19 protein-coding genes and 1 pseudogene are annotated in these 26,114 nt (G+C 67.8%); 11 read left to right on the plus strand and 9 right to left on the minus strand.

Annotated features, from left to right (window positions below; all coding sequences use genetic code 11):
- Positions 1-3: 3 nt before the first annotated feature.
- Positions 4-2,148 carry an FAD-dependent oxidoreductase gene (locus tag QHF83_RS37235; protein WP_282422806.1) on the minus strand — a complete coding sequence of 715 codons (2,145 nt, stop codon included), beginning with the start codon at positions 2,146-2,148 and terminating at the stop codon, positions 4-6.
- Positions 2,149-2,847: 699 nt separating this feature from the next.
- Between QHF83_RS37235 and QHF83_RS37240 the strand changes: the two genes are divergently transcribed.
- Together QHF83_RS37240 and QHF83_RS37245 are read left to right on the plus strand one after the other, a co-directional pair.
- Positions 2,848-7,026, plus strand: coding sequence for a tetratricopeptide repeat protein (locus QHF83_RS37240; RefSeq protein WP_282422807.1), 4,179 nt, complete (start codon positions 2,848-2,850; stop codon positions 7,024-7,026).
- A gap of 221 nt (positions 7,027-7,247) precedes the next feature.
- The gene (locus tag QHF83_RS37245; protein ID WP_282422808.1) at positions 7,248-8,492 is read left to right on the plus strand and encodes a right-handed parallel beta-helix repeat-containing protein; all 1,245 of its coding nucleotides are present in this window, start codon (positions 7,248-7,250) and stop codon (positions 8,490-8,492) included.
- A 10-nt stretch (positions 8,493-8,502) separates the two neighbouring features.
- On the opposite strand, the gene QHF83_RS37250 is transcribed toward QHF83_RS37245, so the two are convergent.
- Positions 8,503-11,376, minus strand: coding sequence for a right-handed parallel beta-helix repeat-containing protein (locus QHF83_RS37250; protein ID WP_282422809.1), 2,874 nt, complete (start codon positions 11,374-11,376; stop codon positions 8,503-8,505).
- Positions 11,377-11,583: 207 nt separating this feature from the next.
- On the opposite strand from QHF83_RS37250, the gene QHF83_RS37255 reads away from it, so the two are divergent.
- The gene (locus QHF83_RS37255; RefSeq protein ID WP_282422810.1) at positions 11,584-13,008 is read left to right on the plus strand and encodes a M20 family metallopeptidase; all 1,425 of its coding nucleotides are present in this window, start codon (positions 11,584-11,586) and stop codon (positions 13,006-13,008) included.
- A gap of 43 nt (positions 13,009-13,051) precedes the next feature.
- Positions 13,052-13,753 (plus strand): hypothetical protein, encoded by a 702-nt coding sequence (locus QHF83_RS37260; protein WP_282422811.1) that lies wholly within the window; start codon positions 13,052-13,054, stop codon positions 13,751-13,753.
- 339 nt (positions 13,754-14,092) lie between these two features.
- Here QHF83_RS37260 and QHF83_RS37265 read toward each other — a convergent pair whose 3' ends face one another.
- Positions 14,093-14,533, minus strand: coding sequence for a MauE/DoxX family redox-associated membrane protein (locus QHF83_RS37265; RefSeq protein WP_282422812.1), 441 nt, complete (start codon positions 14,531-14,533; stop codon positions 14,093-14,095).
- On the minus strand, positions 14,530-15,066 hold the full coding sequence (locus QHF83_RS37270) for a rhodanese-like domain-containing protein (protein WP_282422813.1): 537 nt from the start codon (positions 15,064-15,066) through the stop codon (positions 14,530-14,532). The genes QHF83_RS37265 and QHF83_RS37270 overlap by 4 nt, the downstream gene beginning before the upstream one ends.
- A gap of 141 nt (positions 15,067-15,207) precedes the next feature.
- Here QHF83_RS37270 and QHF83_RS37275 point away from each other — a divergent pair, with 141 nt between their 5' ends.
- Together QHF83_RS37275 and QHF83_RS37280 are read left to right on the plus strand one after the other, a co-directional pair.
- Complete coding sequence (locus QHF83_RS37275; RefSeq protein ID WP_282422814.1) at positions 15,208-16,473, plus strand: PAAR domain-containing protein; 1,266 nt, start codon at positions 15,208-15,210, stop codon at positions 16,471-16,473.
- Positions 16,470-17,174 carry a hypothetical protein gene (locus QHF83_RS37280; RefSeq protein ID WP_282422815.1) on the plus strand — a complete coding sequence of 235 codons (705 nt, stop codon included), beginning with the start codon at positions 16,470-16,472 and terminating at the stop codon, positions 17,172-17,174. The genes QHF83_RS37275 and QHF83_RS37280 overlap by 4 nt, the downstream gene beginning before the upstream one ends.
- Here QHF83_RS37280 and QHF83_RS37285 read toward each other — a convergent pair.
- From QHF83_RS37285 to QHF83_RS37300, 4 genes are all read right to left on the minus strand, one after another.
- Entirely contained in the window at positions 17,162-18,202 is a 1,041-nt protein-coding gene (locus QHF83_RS37285) for an RNA ligase family protein (protein ID WP_282422816.1), read from the minus strand. The two genes, QHF83_RS37280 and QHF83_RS37285, sit on opposite strands and share 13 nt — an antisense overlap.
- Positions 18,199-18,654, minus strand: a complete 456-nt coding sequence (locus QHF83_RS37290; protein ID WP_282422817.1) for a hypothetical protein — start codon at positions 18,652-18,654, stop codon at positions 18,199-18,201. Before QHF83_RS37290 ends, QHF83_RS37285 begins: the two co-directional genes overlap by 4 nt.
- Before the next feature lie 423 nt (positions 18,655-19,077).
- Positions 19,078-20,565 (minus strand): hypothetical protein, encoded by a 1,488-nt coding sequence (locus QHF83_RS37295; RefSeq protein WP_282422818.1) that lies wholly within the window; start codon positions 20,563-20,565, stop codon positions 19,078-19,080.
- A 306-nt stretch (positions 20,566-20,871) separates the two neighbouring features.
- Positions 20,872-21,837 (minus strand): AraC family transcriptional regulator, encoded by a 966-nt coding sequence (locus QHF83_RS37300; RefSeq protein ID WP_282422819.1) that lies wholly within the window; start codon positions 21,835-21,837, stop codon positions 20,872-20,874.
- Between the two features lie 34 nt (positions 21,838-21,871).
- On the opposite strand from QHF83_RS37300, the gene QHF83_RS37305 reads away from it, so the two are divergent.
- The 4 genes from QHF83_RS37305 to QHF83_RS37320 all read left to right on the plus strand — a co-directional run bounded on the left by QHF83_RS37305 (position 21,872) and on the right by QHF83_RS37320 (position 24,926).
- On the plus strand, positions 21,872-22,852 hold the full coding sequence (locus tag QHF83_RS37305) for an NmrA/HSCARG family protein (RefSeq protein ID WP_282422820.1): 981 nt from the start codon (positions 21,872-21,874) through the stop codon (positions 22,850-22,852).
- Positions 22,853-22,889: 37 nt separating this feature from the next.
- Positions 22,890-23,108, plus strand: coding sequence for a hypothetical protein (locus QHF83_RS37310; protein ID WP_282422821.1), 219 nt, complete (start codon positions 22,890-22,892; stop codon positions 23,106-23,108).
- A gap of 140 nt (positions 23,109-23,248) precedes the next feature.
- Positions 23,249-24,265, plus strand: coding sequence for a hypothetical protein (locus tag QHF83_RS37315; protein WP_282422822.1), 1,017 nt, complete (start codon positions 23,249-23,251; stop codon positions 24,263-24,265).
- 34 nt (positions 24,266-24,299) lie between these two features.
- A complete protein-coding gene (locus QHF83_RS37320; RefSeq protein ID WP_282422823.1) occupies positions 24,300-24,926 on the plus strand; it encodes a hypothetical protein in 627 nt (208 codons plus the stop codon).
- A 12-nt stretch (positions 24,927-24,938) separates the two neighbouring features.
- On the opposite strand, the gene QHF83_RS37325 is transcribed toward QHF83_RS37320, so the two are convergent.
- Positions 24,939-25,796 carry a GGDEF domain-containing protein gene (locus QHF83_RS37325; RefSeq protein ID WP_282422824.1) on the minus strand — a complete coding sequence of 286 codons (858 nt, stop codon included), beginning with the start codon at positions 25,794-25,796 and terminating at the stop codon, positions 24,939-24,941.
- Between the two features lie 51 nt (positions 25,797-25,847).
- On the opposite strand from QHF83_RS37325, the pseudogene QHF83_RS37330 reads away from it, so the two are divergent.
- A pseudogene (locus tag QHF83_RS37330) lies at positions 25,848-26,114 on the plus strand (hypothetical protein); the annotation flags it as partial.

Raw genomic sequence — 26,114 nt, forward strand, 5'->3', positions numbered from 1 at the left:
CCCCTACCGTCGGGACTTCTTCTTCCGTCGGCGAGGCACCTTCGTGTAAAAGCAATATCGCATCGCTTCGGCCGTCGGATACCAGGGATGCTCTCCCGGGCTCCCCGAGAGCTCGCGCGCGAAGGCCCAAGCGAGCGGCTTGGGGTCGACGACGGCGAAACGGAAGCCGTTCGCCAGGAACTGCTCGGACCATTCCCACAGGGTCGATAACGTGCTGACGCCGGAGAAGAGGTCGTGCGCGTCGATCACCTGCTGGGTCATGTCGCTGGCGATCGAACCGAAGAAGACGCCCCTCTTGCAGACCCGGGCCATCTCGCGGATCGCGCGGCCGACCTTCTTCTGCGGGACGTAACAGAGCGCGGTGTCGTAGAGGAAGTCGAATTCATCGTCGGGAAAGGGCATCGCACAAACGTCGCCGAGGGCGTTGCGCGCTTTCCACTTCTTCGCAGTCTTGCCGTGGATGTATGCGCTCTTCTCGATTCCCCAGGCATCGACGTCGAGCTTGGCGAACTCCTCGAGCGTGATGCCGTTCGCGGCGCCGCAATCGAGGAGCTTGTACGGAGGCTTCGCGCCCCAGATGATCTCGATGAGGTCCACGACGTACCGCGCGTCGAAGTACTCGTTGAACGAAGCCTCGTAGGAGCTCTCGCCGTCGTAGAAGTCGTGGTAGGCCGGGTCGAGGTCCTCGGACGGGGCGCCGTCGACGATGGTGATTGCGGGCCGTTCGTCCTCATGGGGTCGCTTCGTGGCCTGCGGTTCGTCGTCTTGCGCCTTCTCGGCTTCGGGGAGGTAGGTGCCGCGGAACACTTCGCTGGTCAGGCAATCCGTGGCGAAGTCGGCCGAGTCGAGCACCCCATTCAGCGTGGAGTCGAAGAGGTAGTCGCCGACCAGGAAGAGGCCGGGGTGCCGCTTCGGCTCCGGGACATGGCGCTCGCGCATGTCGGGCGTCGGGAACCCTCCGGGGAGGCCATTGACGCTCGAAAGCCACCGGTGAACACGGCCCTCGAGCGCGAGCTCACGGCCATGCCGGAGGGGCGGAGGGAGGGCGTCGAGCACTTCGCGGATGAGCGTCGCGTCATCGCTGTTCGCCAGGGTCTGCGCGGCGCTGCCCGCGAGCAGCCAGCCGAGGACGGCTTTGCCCGGGGCGTCGCCATAACGAGAGCCTTCGTCGTAGAGGCACGTGCCGCCGAAGGTGTCGATCATGAAGTACGAGCCCGGCACGGCGTCCCGCCAGAACGGGCGCGAGAACAGGACGGAGACGCGGAGGTAGTGGGCCGGGCGGTCGTAGTGCGCAACGTGCGTCTGCATGGCCCGCGCGAGGCGAGGATCCTTCCATTCGAGCATCGATAGCCGATCGTGCGGGAGGGCGATCACGACGAAATCGTACTCCGCCTCCTCCAGGTCGAGCCCATGCCGCGCGACGACCCGATACCCCCGTTCGCCGCGCTCGACCGAGACGACCCGCCGCCCGAGCCGAATGTCGGCCTTCACGAGGCCACTCAGGCGGTCGACGAGGCGTTCGATGCCCCCCTCGATGGTGTAGAGCCGCATGTAGCCGGGCACGTCCATCAGGAAGTTCTTGAGGCCATTCAGGCCATTGGTGAGGTGCGGCTCGGTGGCGATGTCGCTGTGGGCCGCGACCTCGAAGTAGCGGCGCGCGTCTTCGTCCTTCAAGCGATCCAGGATCTCCCGGCAGGTCTTTCTGGCCCACGCATGCGCGTTGTCGTGGGTCCAATGCGAGTCGTAATAGTCCTCGCGACTGAGCTGCCGCATCGCCTCGGCGCGGAACGCCTCGACGGAGCTGGCCGTGTTATCGCCGCAGAGCTGCCGGATATCGGCGATGTTGCGAAGGACCCGGTCGCCGAGGAGGACCGTGCCTCCAGACATCGGGAGGACGCCGAGCCCGAGGTGCTCGACGAGGGTGCGGAGCGGGTCGTACCCGATCATCGAATAGTCGTAAATCTCGGCAACGCCGGCCTCGTAGACCGGCCCTCCCGGCCCGAGCTTCGCGGTCGAGATCTTCCCGCCCAGGCGAGAGCTCGCTTCGTAGAGGGTGATCGCGCAGCGGTCCCAGAGCTTGTCATTGAGCATGTACGCGGTGAAGAGGCCCCCAGGCCCACCGCCTACGATCGCAACGCGTGCCGTCATGAACGCTCTCCATGATCTCAATTACCCATGGCGCGCGAACGAGGACGCGCGGCGCATCTGACAATAAACAAAGCGTTCTTCGACCGACTTTCCATGGCGCGAGAATGCACGATTGACGCCACCCCCCCTGTATCGAAGCGAGCCACCGAGGCCGAGCCATGCCGTCCAGGGCGACCGCGCCCGCAGATCCGTCCCGCTCCCCCGCTCGCTACGTCTCATCTGGGAGGGGCCTCGCTGGGGCGTTGCCCCAGGCCCCACCAGGGGCTATCCGCCCCTGGACCCGGACCAGCGCAAGCGCTGGACCCGGGGTCGATGAACTGCGCGATGCGCAGTTCATCGAACAGGCCCGAGGCAAGACCAGCGACGACCCTGCCAACCGAGACAGCCGCGCTGCCATTTCAACTGGCAACGCTGCCCCTGGTCTTCCAACGGGCCCGTTGGAAGAACCGCGCATCGCGCGGTTCTTCCATCCCGAGTCCAGGGCTTGCCCTGGTCCGGGTCGAGGGGCGGATAGCCCCCGCGGGGTCCGGGGCAGCGCCCCGGCGAAGCGCCTCCCTCCGGCACGCTGACTGTGTGGTCGTTCACCTCGGCTGCCAGCGTGCGCGGCGGAGGATCTTCGCAAGGTTGTCGCGGAGCGGCCGAGGAACTGGGTATGATGTCGAGCGCTTGTCTCGGTCGACTGTGAAAGGTGCTCGTACGGTGAAGATCTTGTTCGTCGGTGCCAATGGGATCGACACGTCCCGTCTCCGCATCGGCGCGGAGTTCCGGGACGTCCAGGCAGAGATCGAGCGCGCGCGGGCGAGCGGTGAGATCGAGATCCTGGCCGCGGTCGCCGTCACGCCGGTGGATCTGAACCGGCTTTTGCTCGAGTACGAGCCGGATGTCGTGCACTTCAGCGGCCATGGCACGCTTGCCCGCACCGAGCCCCCCCCGCGAACGGCGCGGGAGTTCGGCCTGCCCGACTCGGGGTCGCCGCCGAGCTCGCGGCAAGGGAGGCTTCTCCTCGAGACGCCCGAAGGCGAGGCCGCGCCCGTGTCGGCCGGGAGCTTGGCGCGGCTCTTCGCGATCCTGAAGACCCAGCGATGTGTCGTGCTCAACGCGTGTTTCAGCGCCGCCGAGGCCGCCTCGATCGCGGCGCACGTCGACTGCGTCATCGGAATGAAGGGCCCCATCGACGACAGATCGGCGAGCGTGTTCGCGGTCGGGTTTTACCAGGCCATCGCGCGCGGCAAGACGGTCAAGGCCGCCTTCGAGCTCGGGTGCAATCTGATCGAGACGTGCGGCCTGCCGGACGCGGACATGCCGGAGCTCCGTGGACGCGTGGATCCGGCGACCGTGCGGCTCGTCGGCACGGGCAGGCCCCCCGCGATGGGCTGGAGGGACATCGATTCGACGCCGCCCCTCGGCCTCTTCGTGACACCGCTGAGCACGCATGGCAGCCCTGACCTCTACCCGGCCATCCCCGAGGCGGCGCCCTGGCAGGCGGAGACGCCTCGCCGCGCGCCGAGGACCGACCGACCGACGTGGCGTTCGATTGCGCTCGACAGCGGCGCTCGGAGCCATACCACGCGCGCGGACGCCGAGCGCGACGATGACGTGACCGGCCCCCCGAGCGTCTCTTCGAGGCTCCCCGCATCGGGCGAAAATCGCGTATGCACGGTGATGTTCGTCGACCTGGCCGGCGCCACGCGCGGGGCCGCGAAATGGAGCCCCGAGCGCCTCAAGGAGATATGCGACCGCCATTATCGCGTCCTCGAAGAGCAGGTGGAGGGCCTGGGAGGCATTGTCCAGCGGCTCGTCGGGGATCGGGCGCTCGCGCTTTTTGGCGTTCCGCGCGCGGCCGAGAACGACGTGGAGCGCGGGGTCGTCAGCGCGATGCGCACGCGCGAGGCGATGCGGCGCCTACCTCCGCTGCGGGAGCTCAAGGGAGCGCGCCCTTCGGTGCGAATCGGCGTGGCGACCGGGCGCGTGTTCGTGCAGATCGAGGGGACTTCCTCGGCCGAGATTTCGGTCGTGGGCGAAGCGACGGAGCTCGCGGCGCGGCTCCAGCAAATGGCTCCCGAAGGGGCGATCGTCATCGGCCGCGAGGCGTACCGGCAGGTCATGGGCCTCGTCGACGTCGAGCCCCTGCCGCCGAGCCCGCTCGAAGGAGGCGACGGCGTCATCGCCGCTTTCCGTGTCCTCGCTCCCACGAGCGTGCGCCCCGCTTTTGCGACTGCGGATTTTTACGGGTTCGAAACGAAGTTCGTCGGGCGCTCCGCGGAGCGGCGCTGGATCGCGGACGCGTACGAGACCGCCGTGTCGGAGGTCCGTCCTCAGCTCGTGACGCTCGTCGGCGCGCCGGGCCTCGGACGAAGCCGGCTCCTGTCCGAGATCCTCACGGGGTTCCTTTCGCGCCCGGAGCCCCCCTTGATCCTGCTCGGTCAGGGCTCACCGCTCTTTCGAGATACCACGTACGGATTTCTCGCCTCGATGCTGCGACGTCGGTTCGGCGCCGAAGAAGGGGATTCTCCCACGCGGGTCCGACGGAGGTTACGGAGCGGCCTGCGATGGTTCCGGATGCGCACGGCCGCGGCAGAGCGCGCGGGGGATTGGACCACCGCGCTCGGAATACCGAGCGACGAGGCGGATGAGCTGGAGGATGGTCTGCGCCAGCTCGAGGTCATTCTCGGGATTCATGAGGCCGGCGCGACGCGCGATCGTTTTCCCGATGAGTCGTCGAACCTCGTCAAGCCCCGCATCCGGGCTGCCGTCTCGCGGCTGCTCCGGTTCGCCGCCCGAAGGACGCCCGTCGTGTTCGTGTGCAATCACCTCCAATGGGTGGATGATGCGAGCCTGGACCTCTTCGACGACGTGCTCCGGGATGGCGCGGACTTGCCCATTTTCGCCCTGTGCGGCACGAGGCCCGACCTGTTCGAGCGTCGGCCGCAATGGGGAGCGGATCGCGAAGGCCACCAGCGCATCGATCTCACTCCCCTGCCCCGCCGGTTCATCGAGGAGATGATCCGCGATCGGCTGCGCGCCGTGCCGAGCCTTCCGCCGGACCTCATGAAGATCGTCGCCGATCGGGCCGAGGGATCTCCGAGGCTCGCCGAGGAGACCCTCCATCTCCTCCTGGATACGGGCGTGATCGAAGCGCGAGCCGACAAACCTTGGACCGTGCACGAGGATCGAATGGGTGAGCTCACCTTGCCCACCACGATCCAGGGCATCGTGCAGGAGCGCATCGATCGGCTCGGCGCCGATACTCGCATCGTGCTCATGCGGGCCGCCGTCGTCGGCCGTTCGTTCTGGCAGGGCGCGCTCGAGCACCTCAGCCGGGACATCGTCGGGCCCGAGGGATCCCTCGAGCGGCACCTCGATGTCCTGCGCGAACGGCTGCTCATCCGCCGCCGCCGGCCGTCGTCGATCGCGGGCGAAGAGGAGTATGTGTTCGTCGATTCGGCCACGTACGAGGTCGCCTACCAAATGCCGAGCCGCAAGGTGCTGGGGCCTCTGCACTTGCTCGTCGCGGAATGGCTCGAGGGCAAGATGGCCGATCAGAGCCCGGCGGTCGTCGCGGTGCATTACGATCGAGGCGGAGATCTGGCCCGCGCGGCCGCGGCCTACGAGCGGGCGGCGCACCACGCGGCGTCGCTCGGTGAAAATGTGGAGGCGCTTCGGCACCTCGAGCGGGCGCGAGACATTCATGACGAGCTCGGCGCGGAGCAGGAGCTCGGTGAGCACGTGGAATGGGTGGTGGCCACGCCGATCGTCGTATCGGCGGCGGATCGCGTGCGCGTTCGGATCGAGCTCGGAGACGTGCTGCGTCGGATCGGGCGCCTCGACGAAGCCGAAGTGGCTTACGAGCAGGCGCGCGAACGGATCCCGCGGGACGAGCCGAGCGCGAAAAGCGAGATCGATTTCGCGCGGGCCCTGCGGTTCGATGCGCGGATCGACTATCGCCTCGCGTTGCTCCAGCGGGTGCGAGGTTCGCTCGAAGCGGCCCGCGCGCTGGTCGAGCGTGCCATCACGCGGGCGACCGAGGCGGGGGCGCACGAGGAGACGCCGCCGATGCTGGCCGTGCTGGTCTTCCTCCACCGGCGCCTGAAGCAGCCGGATCGCGCGCTCGAGGCGGCGAGGAGGGGGCTCCGCATTTGCCGGTCCATTCCCAACCGCGACGAGCCGTGGAGAATGAACGTGGTGGAGACCCTGCTCGGCCTGGCCGTGGCGCTCCTGGGGAAGAAGAAGCTCGGCGCCGCGGAGCGGACGTTTCGTCAGGTCTCGCGCATGCTCTCCGAATCGGCACATCCGCATCAGGTCAGCCTGGCCTTGAACGGTATCGCGGGATTGAGGCTCGCCAAGGGCGATCTTCGAGGGGCTCGCGAGTATCTGCTGCGTTCGCTCCGGCTCAAGGAGCGCGCGGGGGATCTTCACCAGCTCGCGATCGCGTACAGCAACCTCGCCGAGGTCGAGCTGCGTTTGTCGGAGACCAAAGCCGCCGTCGAACATGCGAAGAGGAGCGTCTGGCTCGGCGAGCAGGCTCGGGCGGGGTATGACCTGGCGGACATGTACAAGAACCTCGCGCAGGCTTCCCTCGCCTCGGGCGACCTCGATGGTGCCCTCGACGCAGGCTCGAGAGCGCTGGCCATCGCCGGCGAAACGGGGAAGTTCTACCTCAAGGACGTCGCTTCGGCCGTCGCCCAGAGCTGCGCGCAGGTGGCCAAGAAAGCGACACCGGGCTCCGATCTCCATACGAAGGCGCAAGGCGTGGCGCGAAGCTTGCTACGGATCCTGAACCGTTCTGCGGACGACCCGGACCTCGGGCAACGATCCATGGAATGGCGTTCGCTCGTCGCACCGCTCCTCGAGCAAGCGGACGAAACCCCCGTATCTTGATCCCCCAAGGGACGAGGTCCACGATGTCGATTCGACGCTGCCTATCCTTCGCGCTGACGATCCTTGGTTCCCTGTTGGCGACGGGTTGCACGGAAGAAACCGAGCCCGTCACCTGCGCAACGGAAGATCAACAGGGCGGCGTATGCCGAGGTGTCCCCGCAACGGGGGCTTGCAATGCTGACGCGTCAACCACGGACATCACGTGTTCAAAGACGGTCGAGGTGGACGACGATGGGGAGCTCGGCTCCGCGATCGACGCAGCCACGGCCGGCACGTGCATCGTGCTCGGCGCGGGGAGTTATGGCGCCGTCGTGTTGCCGGGAGGCGTCAGCCTCGTGGGGCCATGCGCCGACGAGGTGAAGGTCAAGGCGGTGACGGTCGCGGCTGGCGAGGGCTCGGTCCTTCGGGGCCTGGAGATCGGATCCGGCGGGCTTTCGCTCGACGGCGCGCAGGGCGTGCGTGTGGAGTCCGTTCGCGTGAACGGCGCGACGGCGGCGGCGATCAAGGTCCAGGCGGGAGCCGAGGTCACGATGGTCGGCTCGACGGTGCAAAACGGCGCCCTGTACGGGATCTTCGCGGACGACGGCGCCTCCGTGACGATCGAGGGAAGCGTCATCCTGGGCCAGCAGGGCTCGGGCATCGCGACGACGTGCAGCGGAGGATGCGGCGCGTGCGCCGCGCGACCCAGTCTATCGGTCACCGACAGCATCATCCGCAATAACCACGTCGGTGGCGTCGACCTGTTCACGACGGATGTCGTGATGAACAACGTGGATATCCGAGGGACGCTTCAAGGCGAGTCGTTCATGACGTTCAAGGGCGGCGGCGGCGCTTCGATCGCGGCGTGCTCCACGGTGATCGAGGCGAGGAACCTGCGCATCGAGGACAACTTCGCGTACGGGATCTTGATCGACGCTTCGACGGCGAGGCTCGGGGATCAGGACGATGCGGAGGACAGCGTCGTCATCCGAGGGAACAGCATCGGGATATGGGTTCAAAATGGCGCGGACGGCGGGGTCTCGGAGCTGCATAACGGCAGGGTCGAGAACAACAAGGGCGTCGGCCTGGGGATCAAGGGGGAGACGCAGGGGTTCATTTTCTGCCGTTCGAAGGTCGTGAACACGCTGGAGGACAACCTTCCCACGGACGGCGCGAGCAGCGAGCCGGTGGGTCATGGCATTGTGTGGCGGAACCAGGCGAGCGTGAAGCTCGAGGATGCGACCATCAGCGGGAGCAGTCGGGTCAGCGTGCTGATCGACGGGCCCATGGGCACGATGGGGAGCATGCCGAGCATTTTGAAGAACGTGACGCTCGGTGGAGGGGACGAACTGAAGGGGATCTGGCAGCAGAATTTGCCGGCAGGAGGGATGCAGCCGATGGTGGAGAATGCGCCGGCGATTCAGACGGATGTGGGGGAGAGGTTTTCGGTGCCGAGTGCGCCGAACCTGACGATGATCAGCCCGTAGGGGGAGCGGATCACGGGGGGGGAAGTGGCCCGGTCGGGTCGACCAAGGGAGTCGGCGGCGCGAGTCCCGCGCTCTTGGCGCCGCATTTCCCGGTGGGTTCGGGACACCCGCATGAATTGTCGCGGCTACCGTCGAAGGACCAGGTATACCCGGCCTGGTCTTCCCCGTTCAAGTCGAACTTGTGACAGGTGAGGACGCTGGAGACGAGCTGGATGGATCCGCCGAAACTGGCGATGCCGGCGCGCGCGTTGCTATCCAATCGGGTTCGAGTTATTCCGACCGATGGTGGCAAGGCCGCCCACTTCGAAACGTTATCGACATCGGAGATCGCGACGATGCCGTCTCCATATTCACCGTAGTCGTTGGGCATGGTCCCGCGTACGAGCGTCGATTCGATTTTTGCCTCCGAGTTGACCACGAAGACGCCGGCTTCGTAATTCTTCTCGATGAGCGAACCAATCACCCCGGCGTTTGCGCGCTGCCCGATGCTCGGGTGCATCTGCACCTGGATGCCTCTTCCGAAGGTGCCATCCGGATCGGGCCGCGTCTCACGCACCACCGTCGCCTCGATCTGGACATCCGATTCCGACACGAAGATGCCGAGGCCCTGGTTTCTTTCAATGAGTGACGCGCGCACGGTGATGCCGGTCCGTGCGACTGCGCCGGCGGATTGGACGGTGATACCTCCCCCTTCCTCCAACCCGTTTTCGCGTACCACGGTGGCCTCGATCAGGGCTTTCGCACCGGCCACGAAGATGCCCAGCCCATGGTTCTTCTCCACCACCGATGCCCGTACGGTGACTTCCGTAGGAAGCTCGACCTTGGCGACGCCCTGCACGTTGAGCCCTCGGCCCGGCTCCGTGTCTCCTCGGGGCAAGGTCTCGCGCACCACGGACGATTCGATCAACGCCTCCGATCCGTCGACGGCGATGCCGGTGTCGAGGTTCTTCTCGATGAGCGCTCCGCGCACGTGTAAACTCGCGCGCTGCCCTGCGTCGCTCTGCGCGTGAATCCCCAATCCCTCGTTGGTCGCATCGGGCTTCGTCTCGCGCATCACCGTCGACTCGATCTGCACATCGGACGCCCGCACGAGGGCACCGACTTCGAAGTTCCTCTCGATGAGGGATGCTCGCACCGTGACGTTCGACCGATGCCCGGTTTCACGTCGGTTCACGGCCTCGATGCCATGCCCCAGGTTATCCCGCACGACCACCGCGTCGATGAGTCCATCTGCGCCCTCCACGATGATCCCTGTCTTGCTGTTTTCATCGATGACCGATCCCCGCATCGTGATGCTCGCGCGCTTCTCTGTATCGATGTCGTCCGTTGCCTGGACTCCGATCCCGAATTTGCCTTGTCCGTTGGGCAGGGTTTTACGCACCAAGGATGCTTCGATCAGAGCCTGCGAGCCGCCAACCAGGATACTCGCTTCATGGTTCCGATCGATGAGTGAGCGCACGATGGCCACGTTTGCGAACTCCCCGGTGTCGGACTCGGGAAGCGCCACGACGCCGAGTCCCGACAGCCCACTGGTGAGCGGCTGGGTCTCCCGCGCCACCGTCGCCTCGATGACGGCATCGGAGCCTCCGACATAGATGGCAACATCATGGTTTCTTTCGATGAGCGATCGAGTCACGGCGATCTTTGCCCGCGGCTCCGCTCCAAAAGCTTCCGCGAAGACACCAATCCCCATCACCCCATTCCCGTTGGGCTGCGTCTCCTCCACCACGGTCGCATCGATCAGCGCGTCCGAACCCCCCACGAGGATGCCCATCTCGTGATTGCGTTCGATGCGTGAGCCGCTCACCGTGACATTGGCCCGTGTCATTCCTTCAGATTCAGCATCGATGCCTCTCCCGAACCTCCCACTGGTATTGCATGCCGTCTCTCGCACGACGGACCGGTCGACCGTGATCGTCGCCCCCTTCGCGTACACGCCCGCCACGGTTGCACGCTCGATGAGCGAATGTGCCAGCGTGACTCCCGCCAGGCTCGAGGGCGCATTCCGTGCGTCGATCGCACTGTGGCCCGTGTCGTGAATGCGAATTCGCTCCAGGATCACGCTGCTCGAGCCATTCACGGTGATGCCAGTATTCGGTCCCGTGATCGAGGCCCCTCGCAGCTCGCTCGCGTCCGCAGCGCTTCCTGAGATCGTAATGACCGCGGCCTTGCTGACCCCCTTGATCTCCACCGTCTCCGGGCACCTGCCCCAGACCTTCACCGCCTTGCCCTGGATGGTCACATCTTCCGTATACGTACCCGCAGCCACCGCCACGATCGCCCCCGTCGCCGCCGCCGTCACCCCCGCGTTGATCGTCTTCCAAGGCTTTTCCTGCGACCCATCGCTGTCATTCAGCGGATACGCCGCATTCACGAACTCCGTCGCCCCATCGACCGGAATGTCCCCCCAATCCCCATCCCCGCACGGCGCTACCTCACGACAAACCGTATCTCCCGGCACCGCCATCATCCCATCGGGACAAGGATCCGCCGGCAGAATCGCCTCACACCCTCGATTGCCATCCGCCACGAACCCCGGCGCGCACATCTCGGGCGGAATCCCCGCCGGCTCGCACCCTCCCCCTTCCTTCTCCATCTCCCCCGGCGGGCACGCCATGTCCGGCGGCAACCCTGCCGGCGCGCATCCGCCCCCCGCCATTTCCCATTCCCCCGGCGGGCACGTCATGTCGAGCGGCAGCCCCGCGGGCTGGCACCGTCCATCCTCGAGCAACATCTCTCCCGCCGGACAGGTCTTCGGCGGCGCAGGCGCCGCAGGCGCACCCGGTTCGTCCGAGCAGCCCCCGAACGCGAACAGCACGAACAGCAGCGTGAACAGCAAATCCCTCGAAATTGGACGCCTCATCCACGGCATGGCTTTCTCCATGGCCACAGGGAAAAATAGGCCATGCGCGATCGTACCATGGGGTCCACCTGAACCGCGAAGCTCACAATCGAAGACGCTCATGTCGTCGATGAAGTGCGAGCCGGCCCTCCTTTCCCGCCAGCGCCTCCGCTCCCGCGCCCGCTTCCGCTCCCCGCTTCACCTCGGGACACGTTCGGCGCTAAGGTCCGCCCAAAGGAACGACCCCGTATGACCACCAAGCTCGACAAGTCGCACGCCGAAGCCTTCTCCGAGCGCGTCTGGGAGCAGGAGATCCTCCCCGCCCTCACCGACTACATCCGCATCCCCAACAAGTCCCCCTCGTTCGATCGCAACTGGCGCGAAAACGGCCACATGGAGCGCGCCGTCGCCCTCATCGAGCAGTGGTGCCGTGCCCAGCCCGTCCCCGGTCTCACGGTCGAGGTCGTGCGCCTCGAAGGCCGGACGCCGGTCATCCTCATGGAAGTCCCCGGCAAAAGCGACGACACCGTCCTGCTCTACGGCCACCTCGACAAGCAGCCCGAGATGACCGGCTGGGCCGAGGGCAAGGGCCCCTGGGAGCCCGTGCGCGAGGGCGACAAACTCTACGGTCGTGGCGGCGCGGACGATGGGTACTCCGCCTTCGCCTCCGTCGCGGCCCTCCGCTTGCTCGCCGAGCAGGGCATCCCGCACGCGCGTTGCGTCGTGCTGATCGAGGCGGCCGAGGAGAGCGGCAGCTTCGACCTGCCTGCGTACATCGACGCGCTCGCCCCTCGCATCGGCAAGCCGAGCCTCGTCGTTTGCCTCGACTCCGGCTGCGGCAACTACGACCAGCTCTGGACCACCACCTCGCTCCGCGGCCTCGTGCAAGGCACGCTCGAGGTCCGCATCCTGCGCGAGGGCGTGCACTCCGGATCGGCGAGCGGCGTCGCGGCGTCGAGCTTCCGCATCCTCCGCCAGCTCCTCTCGCGCATCGAGGACGAGCGCACCGGGCGTATCCTCGTCGACGAGCTCTTCGCGGTGATCCCCGAGCAGCGGATCGCCCAGGCCGAGGCCGCGGCGACGGTGCTCGGAGACGCGGTCTACGCGGAGATGCCGTGGGCCGCGGGGGCGAAGCCCATGGCGCAGGACAACAAGGAGCTCCTCTTGAACCGCACCTGGCGCCCCGCGCTCAGCGTGACGGGCGCGGACGGGATCCCGCCGATCGCGAACGCGGGCAACGTCCTCCGGCCCTTCACGAAGGTCAAACTCTCGATGCGGATCCCGCCCCGCGTGAACCCGCGGCGCGCGGCCGATGCGCTCAAGCGCGCCCTGGAGGCGGATCCGCCGTACGGGGCCGACGTGACGTTCTCGCTCTCCGAACCCTCGGAAGGCTGGGACGCACCGCCGCTCGCGCCCTGGCTCGACGAGGCGATGCAGCGCGCGAGCCAGGCGTTCTTCGGCCGGCCCGCGATGGCGTTCGGCGAGGGCGGGACCATCCCGTTCATGGCGATGCTCGGCGAGAAGTTCCCCGAGGCTCAATACCTCATCACGGGTGTCCTCGGCCCGCAGTCGAACGCCCACGGACCGAACGAGTTCTTGCACATCCGTTGCGGCAAGAAGCTGACGGCGTGTGTCGCGAGCGTCATCGCCGATCATTTCACCCGCAGCGCGTAAGAGATCGGGGCACGGCGCGCGCGGGTCGTAGTATCCTCGTGTCATGCCCCCGTCCTCTGGCTCGAACCAGTTTGCCCCCGGCATCCACCACGTCGACTGGCCCGTCGTCGCGGACGAGGAGCGGCTCCCGCGCGATCCGATGGAGGCGCTCGACAAGCTCACGCAGTTGAACGGTTCGAGCCCCTCGGCGAGCGCACACGCGTGCGGCGCGGTCTCGCTCGTGGGCGCCATGCTCGCGACCTCGGGCTACAGGGGGCTCGTCGATCTCGCCGAGCGGATCGCGGACGAGCTCGACGACGAGAAGCGCGCCGAGCTCACGCGGCTCGCGCAGGCCATCACGAGCGGCGGCCCCGACGCGACGTACGGCGCGCTCGCCGATTACGCGCTCCTGCTCTACCGGCGTTACCGCGGCATGGACGGCGGAATGGAGTACCGCAAGCTGCTCCACCTGATGCAACGCGCGGGTTTTTCGCCGCCGCGCCGCCCGAACGACGACGACCTCGCGCGGACGCTCGATCGCAGTTGCGAATGCTGGCCCGCCAAGATCTCGATATTCGGCGACGAGGGCGACCACTGGATCCTCGTCGGCCGCGACACGCGCGGGCTCTTCGTGTTCGATCCCTATCCGCGGGACGACGGAAGCCAGATCATCCGCCCCGGCGAAGCCGACTGGAAGCGTTACGTGGACGCCATCGGAAAGGACGAAGCAGGCCGGAACACCATTGGCTTCTTGCCGGCCGAATGACGGGCGCCGATGGCGCTTGACAAGCGAGCGTCGCGCCGGGGCGCTGCCCCGGACCCCGCGGGGGCTGTTCGCCCCTCGACCCGAACCAGCGCAAACGCTGGACCATTTGGGGAAGAACTGCGCGATGCGCAGTTCTTCCCACAGGCCGGTGGCAAGACCGCGAAGGTTCGCTTCACGCCGTCGGCGTCATGCTTGGCCGGCAGGATCGTCGCCGGTCTTGCCTCGGCCCGTTCGATGAACTGCGCGTTGCGCAGTTCATCGACCCCGGGTCCAGCGCTTGCGCTGGTCCGGGTCCAGGGGTGGACAACCCCTGGTCGGGTCCGGGGTGAAACCCCGGCGCTACGCCGTGGACTGCACACGCGCGGGGCGGGGCGGCTCTTTCGCCAGCCAAAACAGCAACACCCCCGCTGCGACGAGCGCCACGTCGCGCAGCACCGTCAACATCGTCACGGGCCCTGATCCCTCACCGAAGCAGCCGCACGTGATGTTCACGCCGCGCGCGACCACCGATGCCACGGCCACCGTGAAGACCCCGAGCACCAGCGTGGAGGCGAACGCGCTGGCGCGCATCCATGGCCGCGGGGCTGCGAGCAGCGCGAGGCCGAGGACGATCTCCACGGTCGGCAGCGTCGCCGCGAGCAGCGGGGCGAGATCCGGCAGGAGCTGGTAGTTGTGGATCTCCAGCGCGAACGAGGTCGGGTCGTAAAACTTGAGCGCGCCGGCTGCGACGAACATGCCGCCGAGGCCGAGGCGCAAGAGCCAAAGAAGCGCGGTCTTCACGGGCTCGGCTCCTGCTTGTGGGTGATGGCGCAGCCGGGGCACGGGCCCGAGGCGCACGCGAGGCCTTCCTGTTCCCAGGCCGAAAAGCCGCCGCGCAGGACGCGCACGTCCATCTTCAGCCCGCGCCGGCGCAACGTCTCGGCCACCTCGTAGGCCTCCTCCGTCGACTCGCCGTACACCACGATCGTCTTCGCGTGACCGAGCTCCTTCATCGCCACCTCGGCGCCGCTCGCGGTCGCGTCGCATGGCAGGTGGATCGCGTCGGCCACGTGCCCGGCTGCGAAGCCTTCGGCCGTGCGCGTGTCGGCGAAGAGCGTGCCTGGCTGCCCGCACAGGGTCGAGGCCTCGCGCGGCGTCATCTCGATCACGGGCGTCTCGTCGGCGGCGGCCACGGTGCAGGCCGTGGGCGGCTCGAAGCCGACGAGGGCGACGCCTGCGGGCCGCGCTGCGTTGATCCCGAGGCCGAGCACGGCGCCTCCCAGGAGCAGCGCTGCCGATCGGAACAGGAGGGGTCGATCGAGCCCGGACGACATCCTCCCGCGAAGCTAGCGCGGAAGCGGCGAGGAGGCGAGGTATGCTGCGGCGCGTGGGTGCGGGTTGTCTTCATTTCGCGCTTCCCATCTCCTCGCATCCCGGGTGATCATGGCCGCGCTCGATCGACCCCGAGGCCCCGGATGAGCGATCCCATCGCAGCGCGCAAAGGCGATCATCACCTCTGTTTGCAGCATGTCGGCAAGGACATCTTGCCTGCTTGCGCGACCACCATCCTCGTCGGCGGCGAGCCTGCGGCCCGCGTGACCGACCAGCTCGAGTGCACGGGCTCGCCGCCCGACGTCATCGGCATCGGCGAGCCCACGGTGCTCCTCGAAGGCAAGATGGCGGCGCGCTTCGGCGACGGCACGCTCCACGGCGGGCTCATCGACGAGGGTTGTCCCACCGTCATCATCGGCAAGATGACCGCGGCGGACAAACGCATGCGCCTCATGGAGCGCTTGCGCCTCATCGACCAGGCTCGGCAGCGCGCGGCTTCGATGCCGAACGGCCCCGAGAAGGATCGCCTCTCGAACGCGGCCGAGCGGCTCGCGCGGAACAACCGCTCGGTCGAGGACGCGCGCCTCGTGAACGACGTCTACAGGACGAGCGGCGCGCCCGAGGGCTGGACGCGCCTCGGCCCGAACGATCTCCCGCCGGAGCTGCGCAACGCCGTCTTCCACGACGACAGCACCGGGTTTTACTCCGACCTCTACCGCTCCGACATCGACGGCAGCTACCGGCTGATCATGCGCGGCACGGAGTTCGAGACCTGGAAGCAGTGGGACGGCAACGACTGGCTCTGGGGCAACCTCTCGCAGGGCACGGGCTTCGAAGGCGCGCAGTACACGCAGGCCGTCGAGCTCTCGCGGCAGGTCGCCGCGGTCTACGGCAACAACGCGAGCATCGCCGGGCACTCCCTCGGCGGCGGCCTCGCCTCGGCCGGCTCCCTCGCCTCGGGCCTGCCGGCGAACACGTTCAACGCCTCGGGCATCCACAACAACACGTACGACCGCTACGGGCTCGATGCTTCGCAGGCGAACGACCTCATCGACGCGTACCAGGTCGACGGCGACATCTTGACCTGGGCGCAGGAGCACTCGCCCATCTCCGGGCTGATGCCGGACGCGATCGGCAACCGGTACGGCCTGAACGCGGTGAACCAGAATCCGGACGGCAGCTTCACGGCCCGGCAGTGGCCACCGGAGCCGACGTTCGATCACCCGGACAGCGGCTGGGGGTATCTGAACCCGTTCGGCATGGCCCGGCGCACGAAGGACTGGGCGGCGGCGGAGATCGACCAGGAGAAGAAGCGGTTCGGCGAGATGATCGAGCGTCACAGCACGCACGAAGCCGGCATCGAGCAGCAAAAGAGCCAGGACATCGCAACCATTCAGGGGATGACGTGAAGGACGTCGAGCGATTTGCCGCAGGTCTCGAGGGGATTCTGGGCCCGAGGCCGCCCGTTCCCCCCGCAAGCGAGGTGTTTCCGAGCGAGCGACTGCGCGAGGCCGCGGCCGCCGCCGAGCGCGGCGACGTGGCGACGCTGCGCGCGCTCGTCGCGCGAGGCGCGGATCTCGACGAGATCGCGCCTTCGGACGTGAACCTGCTCATGTACGAGCTCGTCGCGAGGAACGAGGTCGCCGTGCGGGCCTTGCTCGCGGCGGGCGCGAATCCGAACGTGCTCACGAAGATCGGCACGTCGCCGATGCTCGTGGCCGCGACGAGCCCCGATCCTCGCTTCCTCGTCCTCTTGCTCGACAACGGCGGCGATCGGAACCTCGAAAACCAGAAGGGCGTTCCCCTCGCCCACCAGGCCCTGAACTTCGGGCAATGGCAAAACCTGGGGATCTTGTTCGATCGCGGCGTCCCCGTGGACGTGAAGAACAAGATGGAGCAGACGCCCGCGCTGCGGCTCGCGTATCTCAATCGATACGACGAGGTGGACAAGCTCCTCGATCGCGGCGCCGATCCGGACGCGAAAGATCAGGTCGGTTTGTCCGTCCGCAAGCTCGCGGAGAAGCCGATCCCGGCGGCGGATTCGCCGCTCGAGGGGTGGCGGCGCAAGGTCGCCGAGCGGCTCGGGATCCCGGTCGATCAGCCGAGGTAGAGCTCGACGAGGGCGCGCGCTTCGCTGTCGAGGTGGGCGGCGAGCGCGCGGGTCTCCGCCGGCGAGAGCGCGCGCAGGGCGCCTTCGTGGCGCGCGCGCATCTCGGCTTCGAGGTCCTCGCGGACGAGCGCGAGCACCTCGCCGAGCCGCGCCGTGTCCCCGGGCCGCGTCGGTCCGACCTTGGAGACGGCGGCGTTCAGGCGATTCTCGTTCACCAGGGACGAGGCCTCGTGCATGAGCCAATCGACGGGCGAGGCGGAAGGCGCGCGCGAGCCGGTCCATTTCTCCGCCTCGTGAAAACGCTCGTCCTCGGAGAACTCGGGGATCTTGCGTTTCACGACGGGCCGCACCACGCCCGCGCGCCTTGGCACGACGAGCGCCCGGGCGGGCTTCAGGACGACGCCTTCGGCCTTGTTGGAGGGCCCGAGCGAAGGTAGGCCGAGGCGCGCGGGAATCGTGGTCTCGAAGCCCAGCGGAAGAACGAGCGCGTCCTCGTAGCGGCCACGAAAGAGCGGCCGCGCGAACGGAATGCCAAAGTCCTCGCACGCCTCGCGGGCCTCGTCTTGATCGAGGTAGACGCGCTCGGAGGCATCTTCCCGGACGAACCCGACGTCGAACGCGCAGAACTCGATCCCCGGCGCATACCAGCAGCCGGTCTGCACTGGCTGCACGCCGGGGACGGGCGTGACGTCGGGGTGCGGATATCCGCCGCCGAAGAGCTCGCCATACACGAGGACGCGCGTGGCCTTCGGCTCGCGCGTCTTCACCCGCGCGAGCACGTCACGCACGCCGCCGGCGAATCGGCCCAGCACCGCGCGATGACCAAAAAAGTCCTCGTCTTCCGCGAGCCATCCCTTTCGCTTGGCGCACCGCACCTCCTCGCCATCCGTGACGAAGCAGAAGTTCGCGCCGTGGATCTTCTCGGTGACGATCCACTCGGCCCGGCTCGCCGCGCGGTGGGCCGCCTCGTCGTCGCCGAGGGCGGCCGCGAGGCTGTCGGCGATCTTCTCGTACGGGGAAAACGTCATAACTTCGGGTTCCCCGAACAGAGCCATTCACAGCCGCAGACCTCGAGCTTGTGCCCCTTCTCGGCGCAGGCGTCCTGGAAGGCAGCGCTCGCCGGCTCCGGCGTGCAATCGTCCTTCGCGGGTGCGCAGGCCTTGCCGTGGCCCTCGGCGTCGTAGTGTTGCTTCGCTTCGCCGCTGCCGGGATTGCCGCCGCAGAGCATCTCGCAGCCGCACTGGATCATGCGGAAGCCGCCGAGCGAGCAACGATCGGCGAGGTCGCGGTCGGGCGAGACGGCGGGGCAATCGGCAGGCGGAGGCTCGCAAGCCTTGGACTGCCCGCGGGCATCGTACCCCTTGGCAGGCGCGATCGTGGCAGGAGGCGCCTCGGGCGGATTCGGCGGCGGCGTCTGGCCCGCGCAAGCAAAGAGGGACGCAGCGAGGACGAGGAAGAGCGGGCGCGAAGAACTGGGCATGGCGGGCCCGAGAGGAGACCACTCGCGGGCCGAGGCGTCAACGGGCGGGGCGGGCCGAGGGGCGCAGCGCCCAGGGGCGATCAGCGCCCAGCATTGATCTCATCTGGGAGCCGTTTCGCTGGGGCGTTGCCCCAGGCCCCACCGGGGCTATCCGCCCCTGGACCCGGACCAGCGCAAGCGCTGGACCCGGGGTCGATGAACTGCGCGATGCGCAGTTCATCGAACAGACCCCTGCCAACCGAGACAGCCGCGCCGCCCTTTCGGCTGGCAAGGCTCTCTCACGGGCCCGCTGGAAGAACTGCGCGGAGCGCAGTTCTTCCACCCTCGGTCCAGGCCGTGCCTGGTCCGGGTCGAGGGGCGGACAGCCCCCGCGGGGTCCGGGGCGGCGCCCCGGCGCGACGGCCCAGAGGGGGGAACCCCTTCTCAGGGGATGTCGATGCCGAGCTTCTCCTCGAGGAAGGCGGAGAGCGCGGCCTGATCGGGCTCCGAGAGCGACGAGAACGTCGCGAGGTGGTTGCCGTTCGTGACGTTGAACCGGAGGTTGCCGCTCCCTGCCGCTGGGGTGACGGCGCCGGCGGACCACGGGTCCTGGTCGGAGTAGATGAAGGCGACGCCGTCACCGACGCGGGCGAACTCTGCGAGCGAGCTGTTCTCGGCGGCGTCGAACATCGGCGCGGTCACGCCCTCGGGCACGAGCCCGCGCTCCATGTCGACGAGGTCTTCGGGGATGAGGCCCTCCGCGACGAGCTCGGCGCGCGGCAGGGCGGGCCAGCCGCTGCTCTTCTGCACCTCGTAGAAGTAGGCGCCGAAGAACGACAGGTACCCGTCGGACATCGGGTAGGTGCCGAAGATGCTGGTGACGTCGAAGAACGCCGTCGTCAGATCCTCCGCCGTCGCCGTCGCCGGATCGGGCAGACCGGCGCAGTCGTCGGGGGTGCCGAAGTACTGCCAGAACAGCCACGGGTACGAGAGCGCGGCGGCCTCGAAGGCGCGCGCGGGCTCGACGCGGGTAAAGGCGTCGCCGAGCTCGTCGGTGGCCAGCGCCTGCACCGCGGGCTCGACGCCCATGCGCTGGGCGCCGAGCACGGCGCGCTGGATGGCCTCGAGGCGGTCCTGACAGGCGGCGTCGACGGTGTCGAAGAACGAAAGAAAACGCGCGTCATCGGGCACCATGAACGGGGCGCCGAACGCGACGGTGGCGTCGACGTCATCGGGGTAGTGCTGGCGGAAGCTCACCATGTCGACGCCGCCGTTGCTGAAGCCCGAGCCGAGCCACGCGCTCGTGTACAGGTCGTGCAGGCGCACCACGACGTCGTGCGCATCGTCGGCGACCTGCTTGCGCGTGAAGTGGGAGAAGTCGTCGCCATTGCCGTTGTGGAAGCGCTTGTCCAGAACAAGCTGATTTCCCTTGAGAAGAGTCGTCAACTCATCCTGTTCGAACCCGAGATAATTGCTGTATCCCGTGGAGATCAAGTTCATGGGCAGGTCGAAGCCGCGGTGGATGAGCGTGAGGTACTGCTCGTGGGTGCCCGACGTCGCGTCCTGGTGATCGTTCAGCTGCAGGAGCGTGAGATCGTAGAGCTCGGCACCGTCGTCGCTTTTGCCGGCCGGGCTGACGATGAAGCCGGCCGCCTCGAGCGCCGCGGTCACGCTGATGCACGACTGCGCTTTGCCGTCGACGTCGAAGCAGGCGTTGCAGGCGGCGTTGTCGACGCCGGTGCCCGGGTCGGCCGAGCCGGCGCCGTCGCAGTCCGGATCGGGCGCGCCGCAGCCGCAGTCGCAGCCGTCGGAGCCGTTGAAGCGCGCGGCGTCGCAGGTCCACTCCGGCGGCGGCGACACGGGAGCGTCGTCGGGGCAGCCGGCGGCGAAGGGGAGAAGAAGCAGCGGTACCAGCCGTAGAATCGATTTCATGTGGATGTGCCCTTCGTTAAGGATTCAGGAAGCGAGGATCTCCACCCCGCGCGCACGCGGCGGGACGAGAGACGCAAGGGGGGTCAGCGACGGCAGGCAGCACCGATCTCGAGGAGCCCTCGGAAAACGGTGGCGCGAGGACGTCTCATTCTGTTTCTGCCTGCCTGTCGTCCGCACCCATGACGAAACGTTTTCGTCATGGGAATGGCGCGCGCGAGTAGCGTTTCCGCCACTGAGACTCGCAAATCTGCGAATGTCGACGAGGGCCGAGACGCCGGAGGTCTCGCCCAGCGTCGGCGCCTTCAGCTAGCCCTGGATTGCGCGGTGATGGGTCGGGCTCCTGCCCTGCCAGCGCTTGAAGGCCTTGCTGAAGGACGGGACGCTCTCGTAGCCGACGCGCTCGGCGATCTGGGCGATGGTGTCGTCGGTCTCGCGCAGGAGCTCGGCGGCGCGGGACATCCGCCAGCGGGCGAGGTACTGCAGGGGCGGCTCGCCGACGGCCTGGGTGAAGCGCTGGGCGAAGCCGGAGCGGGAGAGGCCGACGAGCGCGGCGAGCTTGGCGACGGTCCAGGGCTCGTTCACGCGGGTGTGCATGAGGTTCAAGGCGCGGTGCACGGGCGGGTCGGAGAGGGCCTCGGCCAGGCCGCAGCCCTTGTGGGTGGGGAGGTAGCGGAGCACCTGGACGAACAGGACGTCGGCGAGGCGCTGGAGGACGAGGGTGCTGGCGGGGCCGGGAGAGGCGATCTCGGCGAGCATGAGGTCGACGGTGGCTGCGCTCCACGGCGGCGGAGCGCCGCCGGAGGCGGACACGACCACGGCCTGAGGCACGCGCGCGAGCAGGATGGGCCTCACGCCGCCTGTGTAGGCGAAGAAGCCCGCGAGCAGGGTGGTGAGGGCTCCGTCGCCGCCGATGCGGGCGGGGCCGGTGGCGGCGCAGCTCGGGCCGTCGTGGACCAGGAACAACTGGCGCGCCGCTTCGTCGCGGAGGGTGTGCGCCGTGCCGTGAGGGATGAAGACGACGTCGCCGGTGGAAAGGGAGCGCGGAGGCTCGCCGTCGACCTCCAGGAGGGCGTGGCCGCGGGCGATCAGGTAGAAGACGGCGCGGTCGCGGGTCGGGACGCGCAGGCCCCAGGGGGACCGGGCTTCGATGCACTTGAAGAGGGCGTTCGGGAGCAAGGACACGCTCAGCACGTCGGCGAGGACGTCGCCGCGGGGGTCCTGAAGGTCCAGCCGTTCTGGCGTCTTGGATACGAGGTTTGGACGGCGCGGCATTGATCGTCCATACCGCGGGGCGTATGACTTTGCCATGACGAATGCGACGACGACCGATTCGATTCTCGCAATGGGTGTGAAGGCGTCCGATCCGATCCTCGTAACGGGCGCGACGGGCCGGCAGGGGGGCGCGGTCGCGCGGGCGCTGCTCGCGCGCGGGGCGCCGGTGCACGCGCTGGTGCGCGACGTGGAGGCGTCAGGGGCGCGGGCGCTCGGCGAGCTCGGCGCGACGCTGGTGCGCGGCGACTTCGACGATCCCGCGTCGCTGCGGGCTGCCTGCGCCGGGGCCCGCGGGGTGTTCTCGGTGCAGATGCCGAACCTGAAGAACCTCGAAGGCGACGACGAGCGGCGGCAGGGGGAAAACCTCGTGGAGGCGGCGCGGGCGGCGGGCGTGCCGCAGTTCGTGCATACGTCGGTCTCGGGCTCGGGGGAGTACCAGCGCCGGCAGCCGGGGTGGGGCTCGCCAGCGTCGGGCGTCCACTACTGGGAGAGCAAGGAGTACACCGAGAATCTCGTGCGCAGCGCGGGGTTCCGCTCGTTCACCTTGCTGAAGCCGCCGTTTTTCATGGAGAACTTCGTGCGGCCGTCGTTTCTGTTCGCGAACTGGGTGGAGGACCGGCTCTTGACGGTGCTCGCGCCGGATACGGTGCTCTCGCTGGTGGCGATGCAGGACATCGGGGCGGCGGCGGCGGCGGCCTTCACGGACCCGGCGACCTGGAATGGGGTCGAGCTGGAGATCGCGGGCGACAGGCTGTCGATGCGTGAGATCGCGGCGGTCCTCTCGGAGGTGCTCGGCACGCCCATCGAGGCGCCCTCGCTCACCGCGGAGGAGGCGCTCGCCCAGGGGCTCTTGCCGATCTTCGTCGTCTCGCAGCAGCGGATGAACGTCGTCGACAGCCCCGCCCGACCGGAGCACGCGCGCGCGCACGGGCTCGCGACCACGGACTTCAGGACCTGGGCGAAGGCGCATCTGGGGCGCACCGAGGCCGCGAAACCAGCAGGCGCGAGCGCGTGAGCGTGCGGGGGCGAGCGGTCCCTGCTATGGCCGGATCATGCTCCGGCAGCGGACGATCGGGCTCTCCCTCCTCGCGCTCGCCCTCGGGTGGACCGGGGGCGCGAGCGGCGCTCCAGGGCCCCTCGAGCCGGCTCCGGCCAAGCCAAAGGCGGCGCCTCCTCCGACGGCGGCCCCAACCTCGGAGCCCAAGGTTTCCGCCTCGCCCGCGGCTCCTCCTCTACCGCTCCGGCAGGTGAGCACGGATCAGAAATCGTGACCGGCGGCGTGGTCATGTTCCCTGGGCTGATCGCCAAAAACGATCCGGTGGTCGTATACGAATAAAATTACAGTGATTGGCCGACGGAGTATTTGCTGCTATCTTCGGCGCCCCAACCTGCTTACCACGAGGTGTATCCAATGCGCTGTCTCGCTCTGCCCTTTCTTGCCCTGAGCTTGGTCGTTGTTGGTTGTGGCGGTGTCGATTCCCAGGAGCCATCGGAGCTGCTCGGGACACAAAGAGCGTCGCTCACCGAGACCGACGTCGACGTGGCGCCGGAATGCCAGGGGATCATCGACTTCGTCAACGCGGCATCGTTCCAGACGCTGGACGCTTATCTGCCGAGCGACGTCGCATCGAACCTCGTGGGGTATCGCGCGGTTTCGCCCTTCGGGACGCTGGCGGACGTCTCCTCCGTTCCGCTCGTCGGGCCCGCTCGCCTCGAGCAAATTGAAGGCGGGGCGCGGAGCGAGGGGTACATCGGCTCGAGCTGCGTCGGAATCATCAACGATCTGGCTGTCTCCGCCGACGACGCGGCCAGGATGGTCTCGCTGGTGAATAGCGTCAGCTCCACGGAGCTGCACGACATCCTCCCCTACGCGTGGAATGGCGCGACGAATCTCCTCAACCTGCGACCCTTCGCCACCGTCGAGAGCATCGCCGCCACGTCGGGGATCGGCTCGGTGAGCCTGCGGAACATCCGGAACGCCGCGACGTTGAGCGATCCCCTCGAGAACCTGATCGCGGCGGTGAACGCGCTGCCGCAGCCTGATTTCGGCGCGATCATGGCCCGCCACTTCGACAGGTACGAAATCACGACGGGGTCGCAACACTATCATCTCGGTGGGTTGGAGTGCTTCGGGATCGAGCCTGGCTCCCTCCCCTATGGCGCGAGCATCCGACAGAACCTCGCCGACGCCGCAGAGGTGCGCGCGGAGGTCGAGAGCACCGTCGATTATGCGAATCGATACGATCAGATCCCTGCGAGCGTCGTCGCGCAAGGGCTCGCGAACCTCGACGAGCGGATCGCAGGGCGCTCCTTCAAGGGCTGCTATTTCAGCTACGCGGATGATCCCTGGAGCGGGAACAACGTCGCGTTCTTCGTCGATACCGTTTCCGGCTTCAGCGTGCTGACGGAGTCGTACTGGAGCGAATGAGCCGGCACGGCCGCCACCCATGCAGGAGACGACATTGCGAGACGTTTTTGCGACCTTGATCGAAGAGCTCCGCGCCTGCCCCGAGGTCGTCCTGCTGGGAGCCGAGTTCGGGCCGCCGGCTTCGGCCGAAGCGCTCGCGCGCCTCGCGTCCTGGTTCGGCGGCCGTGTGCCCGACGACGTGCGCGCGTTCTACGCGGAGGTGGGCGCCGTGCAGATCCGATGGATGGCGGCGAAGAGCCCGCGCTACGTCGGTCGCGAGGACGAATACCTGCGTGGCGCGGTCCCGTGGACGTATGCCCTGTTCGACACGTTCGAGAACAAGAAGGAGGACGGCGTGCTCATCCTGCCGCCTCTGGACGTGGTCCTCGAGCGTTCGTGGGAAGACCTCATGGACGGCGTCGACATCTGGATCGACGGCGAGACCGACGAAGGACCGCAGGTCGAGCCGGGCGATTTCGACCGCTCGGTGCGCATCTTCGACTTCTCGTCGTTCTTCGACTGGCCGGGCTTCTTCCGAGCGACCGGCCGCGTCGGTGTGGGCACCGACCACGGCATCGACTGGGCCGGAGAGCGCCGCACGTTTCGCGCGCACCTCGACGATTCCCTCGACGAGATGCGAGGGCGCATCGAAGCCGCGCGCCGCGGAGACGTCAGCTTCTGACGGCGCTCAGGGCTACGAGCGCACGCGATTCCGGCCGTCGCACTTGGCCTGGTAGAGCCTCTCGTCTGCCGTCCTGATGAGATCGCTAGCGACGCAGGTATCTGCGTCCGCTAGCGCGACGCCCGCCGAGATGGTCAGCGAGATCGTGTGCTCCTCGCAGGTCACCACGTGGGCCGCGACGGCTGCGCGGATCGTTTCGGCCAGCGCCGCGGCTCCCTGAAGGTCGGTCCCGGGCAGCATCAACGCGAACTCTTCCCCGCTGTATCGTGCAAAGACATCGCCCGGGCGCACGTGCTGCTGCGTGAGCGACGCGACCTCTCGTAGCACCTGGTCACCCGCCATGTGCCCGAACGAGTCATTGATCCTCTTGAAATGGTCGAGGTCGAACATCACGAGCGCGAGCGGATGCTCGTGGAGCTCCGTGCGCCGCAACGCGGCGTCGAGCTGCTCGATGAGATGACGGCGGTTGTACGCCTTCGTCAGGCCGTCGATCGGCGACGTCGAGTATCGTGTTTCGTCGATCAGCCGCCCGCACTCGGCGCAGCAGGACTTGAAGATCGTGTTCCCGAGGTTCACGCGATCGCCGCAGCGCAGCAGCGCCCCTGGCACCCGCTCGTCGTTGACGAAGGTGCCGTTGGTGCTGTCGTTGTCGACCACCCACCAGCCCTCGGCGCGCTTCTCGAAGCGCGCATGGCACCGCGAGACCGCGTCGCCGTCGATCTTGATGGTGTTTTCCGCGTGGCGTCCGACCGTGACCACCGCGGCGGCGGGGTCCAGCTTGTATCGATGGCCGAGGAGCTTGCGATCGCGCGTGTAGATGACGACGAGGGTGTCGGGGCCTGCCTGGTCTTGCGAGCAGCAGATGATCATGGAGGTCGGCTGCGTGGGGTTGGCGCCATAGAGTAGCGTGATCTGCCTGTCGTGTCCGAGCGGATCCCGATCGTGTCCGAGCCCATGGCTGCCGTGTCCGAGCCCATGGCTGCCGTGTCCGAGCCCATGGCTGCCGTGTCCGAGCTCATGGTTACCGTGTCCGAGCCCATGGCTACCGTGTCCGAGCCCACGGCTGCCGTGTCCGAGCCCATGGCTGCCGTGTCCGAGCCCATGGCTGCCGTGTCCGAGCCCATGGCTGCCGTGTCCGAGCCCATGGCTGCCGTGTCCGAGCCCATGGCTGCCGTGTCCGAGCCCATG

It is taken from the genome of Polyangium sp. 15x6, assembly GCF_029960785.1.
Lineage (GTDB): Bacteria > Myxococcota_A > Polyangia > Polyangiales > Polyangiaceae > Polyangium.

Bases quoted from the DNA above. Each gene is read 5' to 3' on its own strand.
- QHF83_RS37235 (WP_282422806.1), bottom strand. From the start codon at position 2,148: ATGACGGCACGCGTTGCGATCGTAGGCGGTGGGCCTGGGGGCCTCTTC.
- QHF83_RS37250 (WP_282422809.1), bottom strand. From the start codon at position 11,376: ATGGAGAAAGCCATGCCGTGGATGAGGCGTCCAATTTCGAGGGATTTG.
- QHF83_RS37255 (WP_282422810.1), top strand. From the start codon at position 11,584: ATGACCACCAAGCTCGACAAGTCGCACGCCGAAGCCTTCTCCGAGCGC.
- QHF83_RS37260 (WP_282422811.1), top strand. From the start codon at position 13,052: ATGCCCCCGTCCTCTGGCTCGAACCAGTTTGCCCCCGGCATCCACCAC.
- QHF83_RS37270 (WP_282422813.1), bottom strand. From the start codon at position 15,066: ATGTCGTCCGGGCTCGATCGACCCCTCCTGTTCCGATCGGCAGCGCTG.
- QHF83_RS37275 (WP_282422814.1), top strand. From the start codon at position 15,208: ATGAGCGATCCCATCGCAGCGCGCAAAGGCGATCATCACCTCTGTTTG.
- QHF83_RS37285 (WP_282422816.1), bottom strand. From the start codon at position 18,202: ATGACGTTTTCCCCGTACGAGAAGATCGCCGACAGCCTCGCGGCCGCC.
- QHF83_RS37290 (WP_282422817.1), bottom strand. From the start codon at position 18,654: ATGCCCAGTTCTTCGCGCCCGCTCTTCCTCGTCCTCGCTGCGTCCCTC.
- QHF83_RS37295 (WP_282422818.1), bottom strand. From the start codon at position 20,565: ATGAAATCGATTCTACGGCTGGTACCGCTGCTTCTTCTCCCCTTCGCC.
- QHF83_RS37300 (WP_282422819.1), bottom strand. From the start codon at position 21,837: ATGCCGCGCCGTCCAAACCTCGTATCCAAGACGCCAGAACGGCTGGAC.
- QHF83_RS37305 (WP_282422820.1), top strand. From the start codon at position 21,872: ATGACGAATGCGACGACGACCGATTCGATTCTCGCAATGGGTGTGAAG.
- QHF83_RS37310 (WP_282422821.1), top strand. From the start codon at position 22,890: ATGCTCCGGCAGCGGACGATCGGGCTCTCCCTCCTCGCGCTCGCCCTC.
- QHF83_RS37315 (WP_282422822.1), top strand. From the start codon at position 23,249: ATGCGCTGTCTCGCTCTGCCCTTTCTTGCCCTGAGCTTGGTCGTTGTT.
- QHF83_RS37325 (WP_282422824.1), bottom strand. From the start codon at position 25,796: ATGATCATCTGCTGCTCGCAAGACCAGGCAGGCCCCGACACCCTCGTC.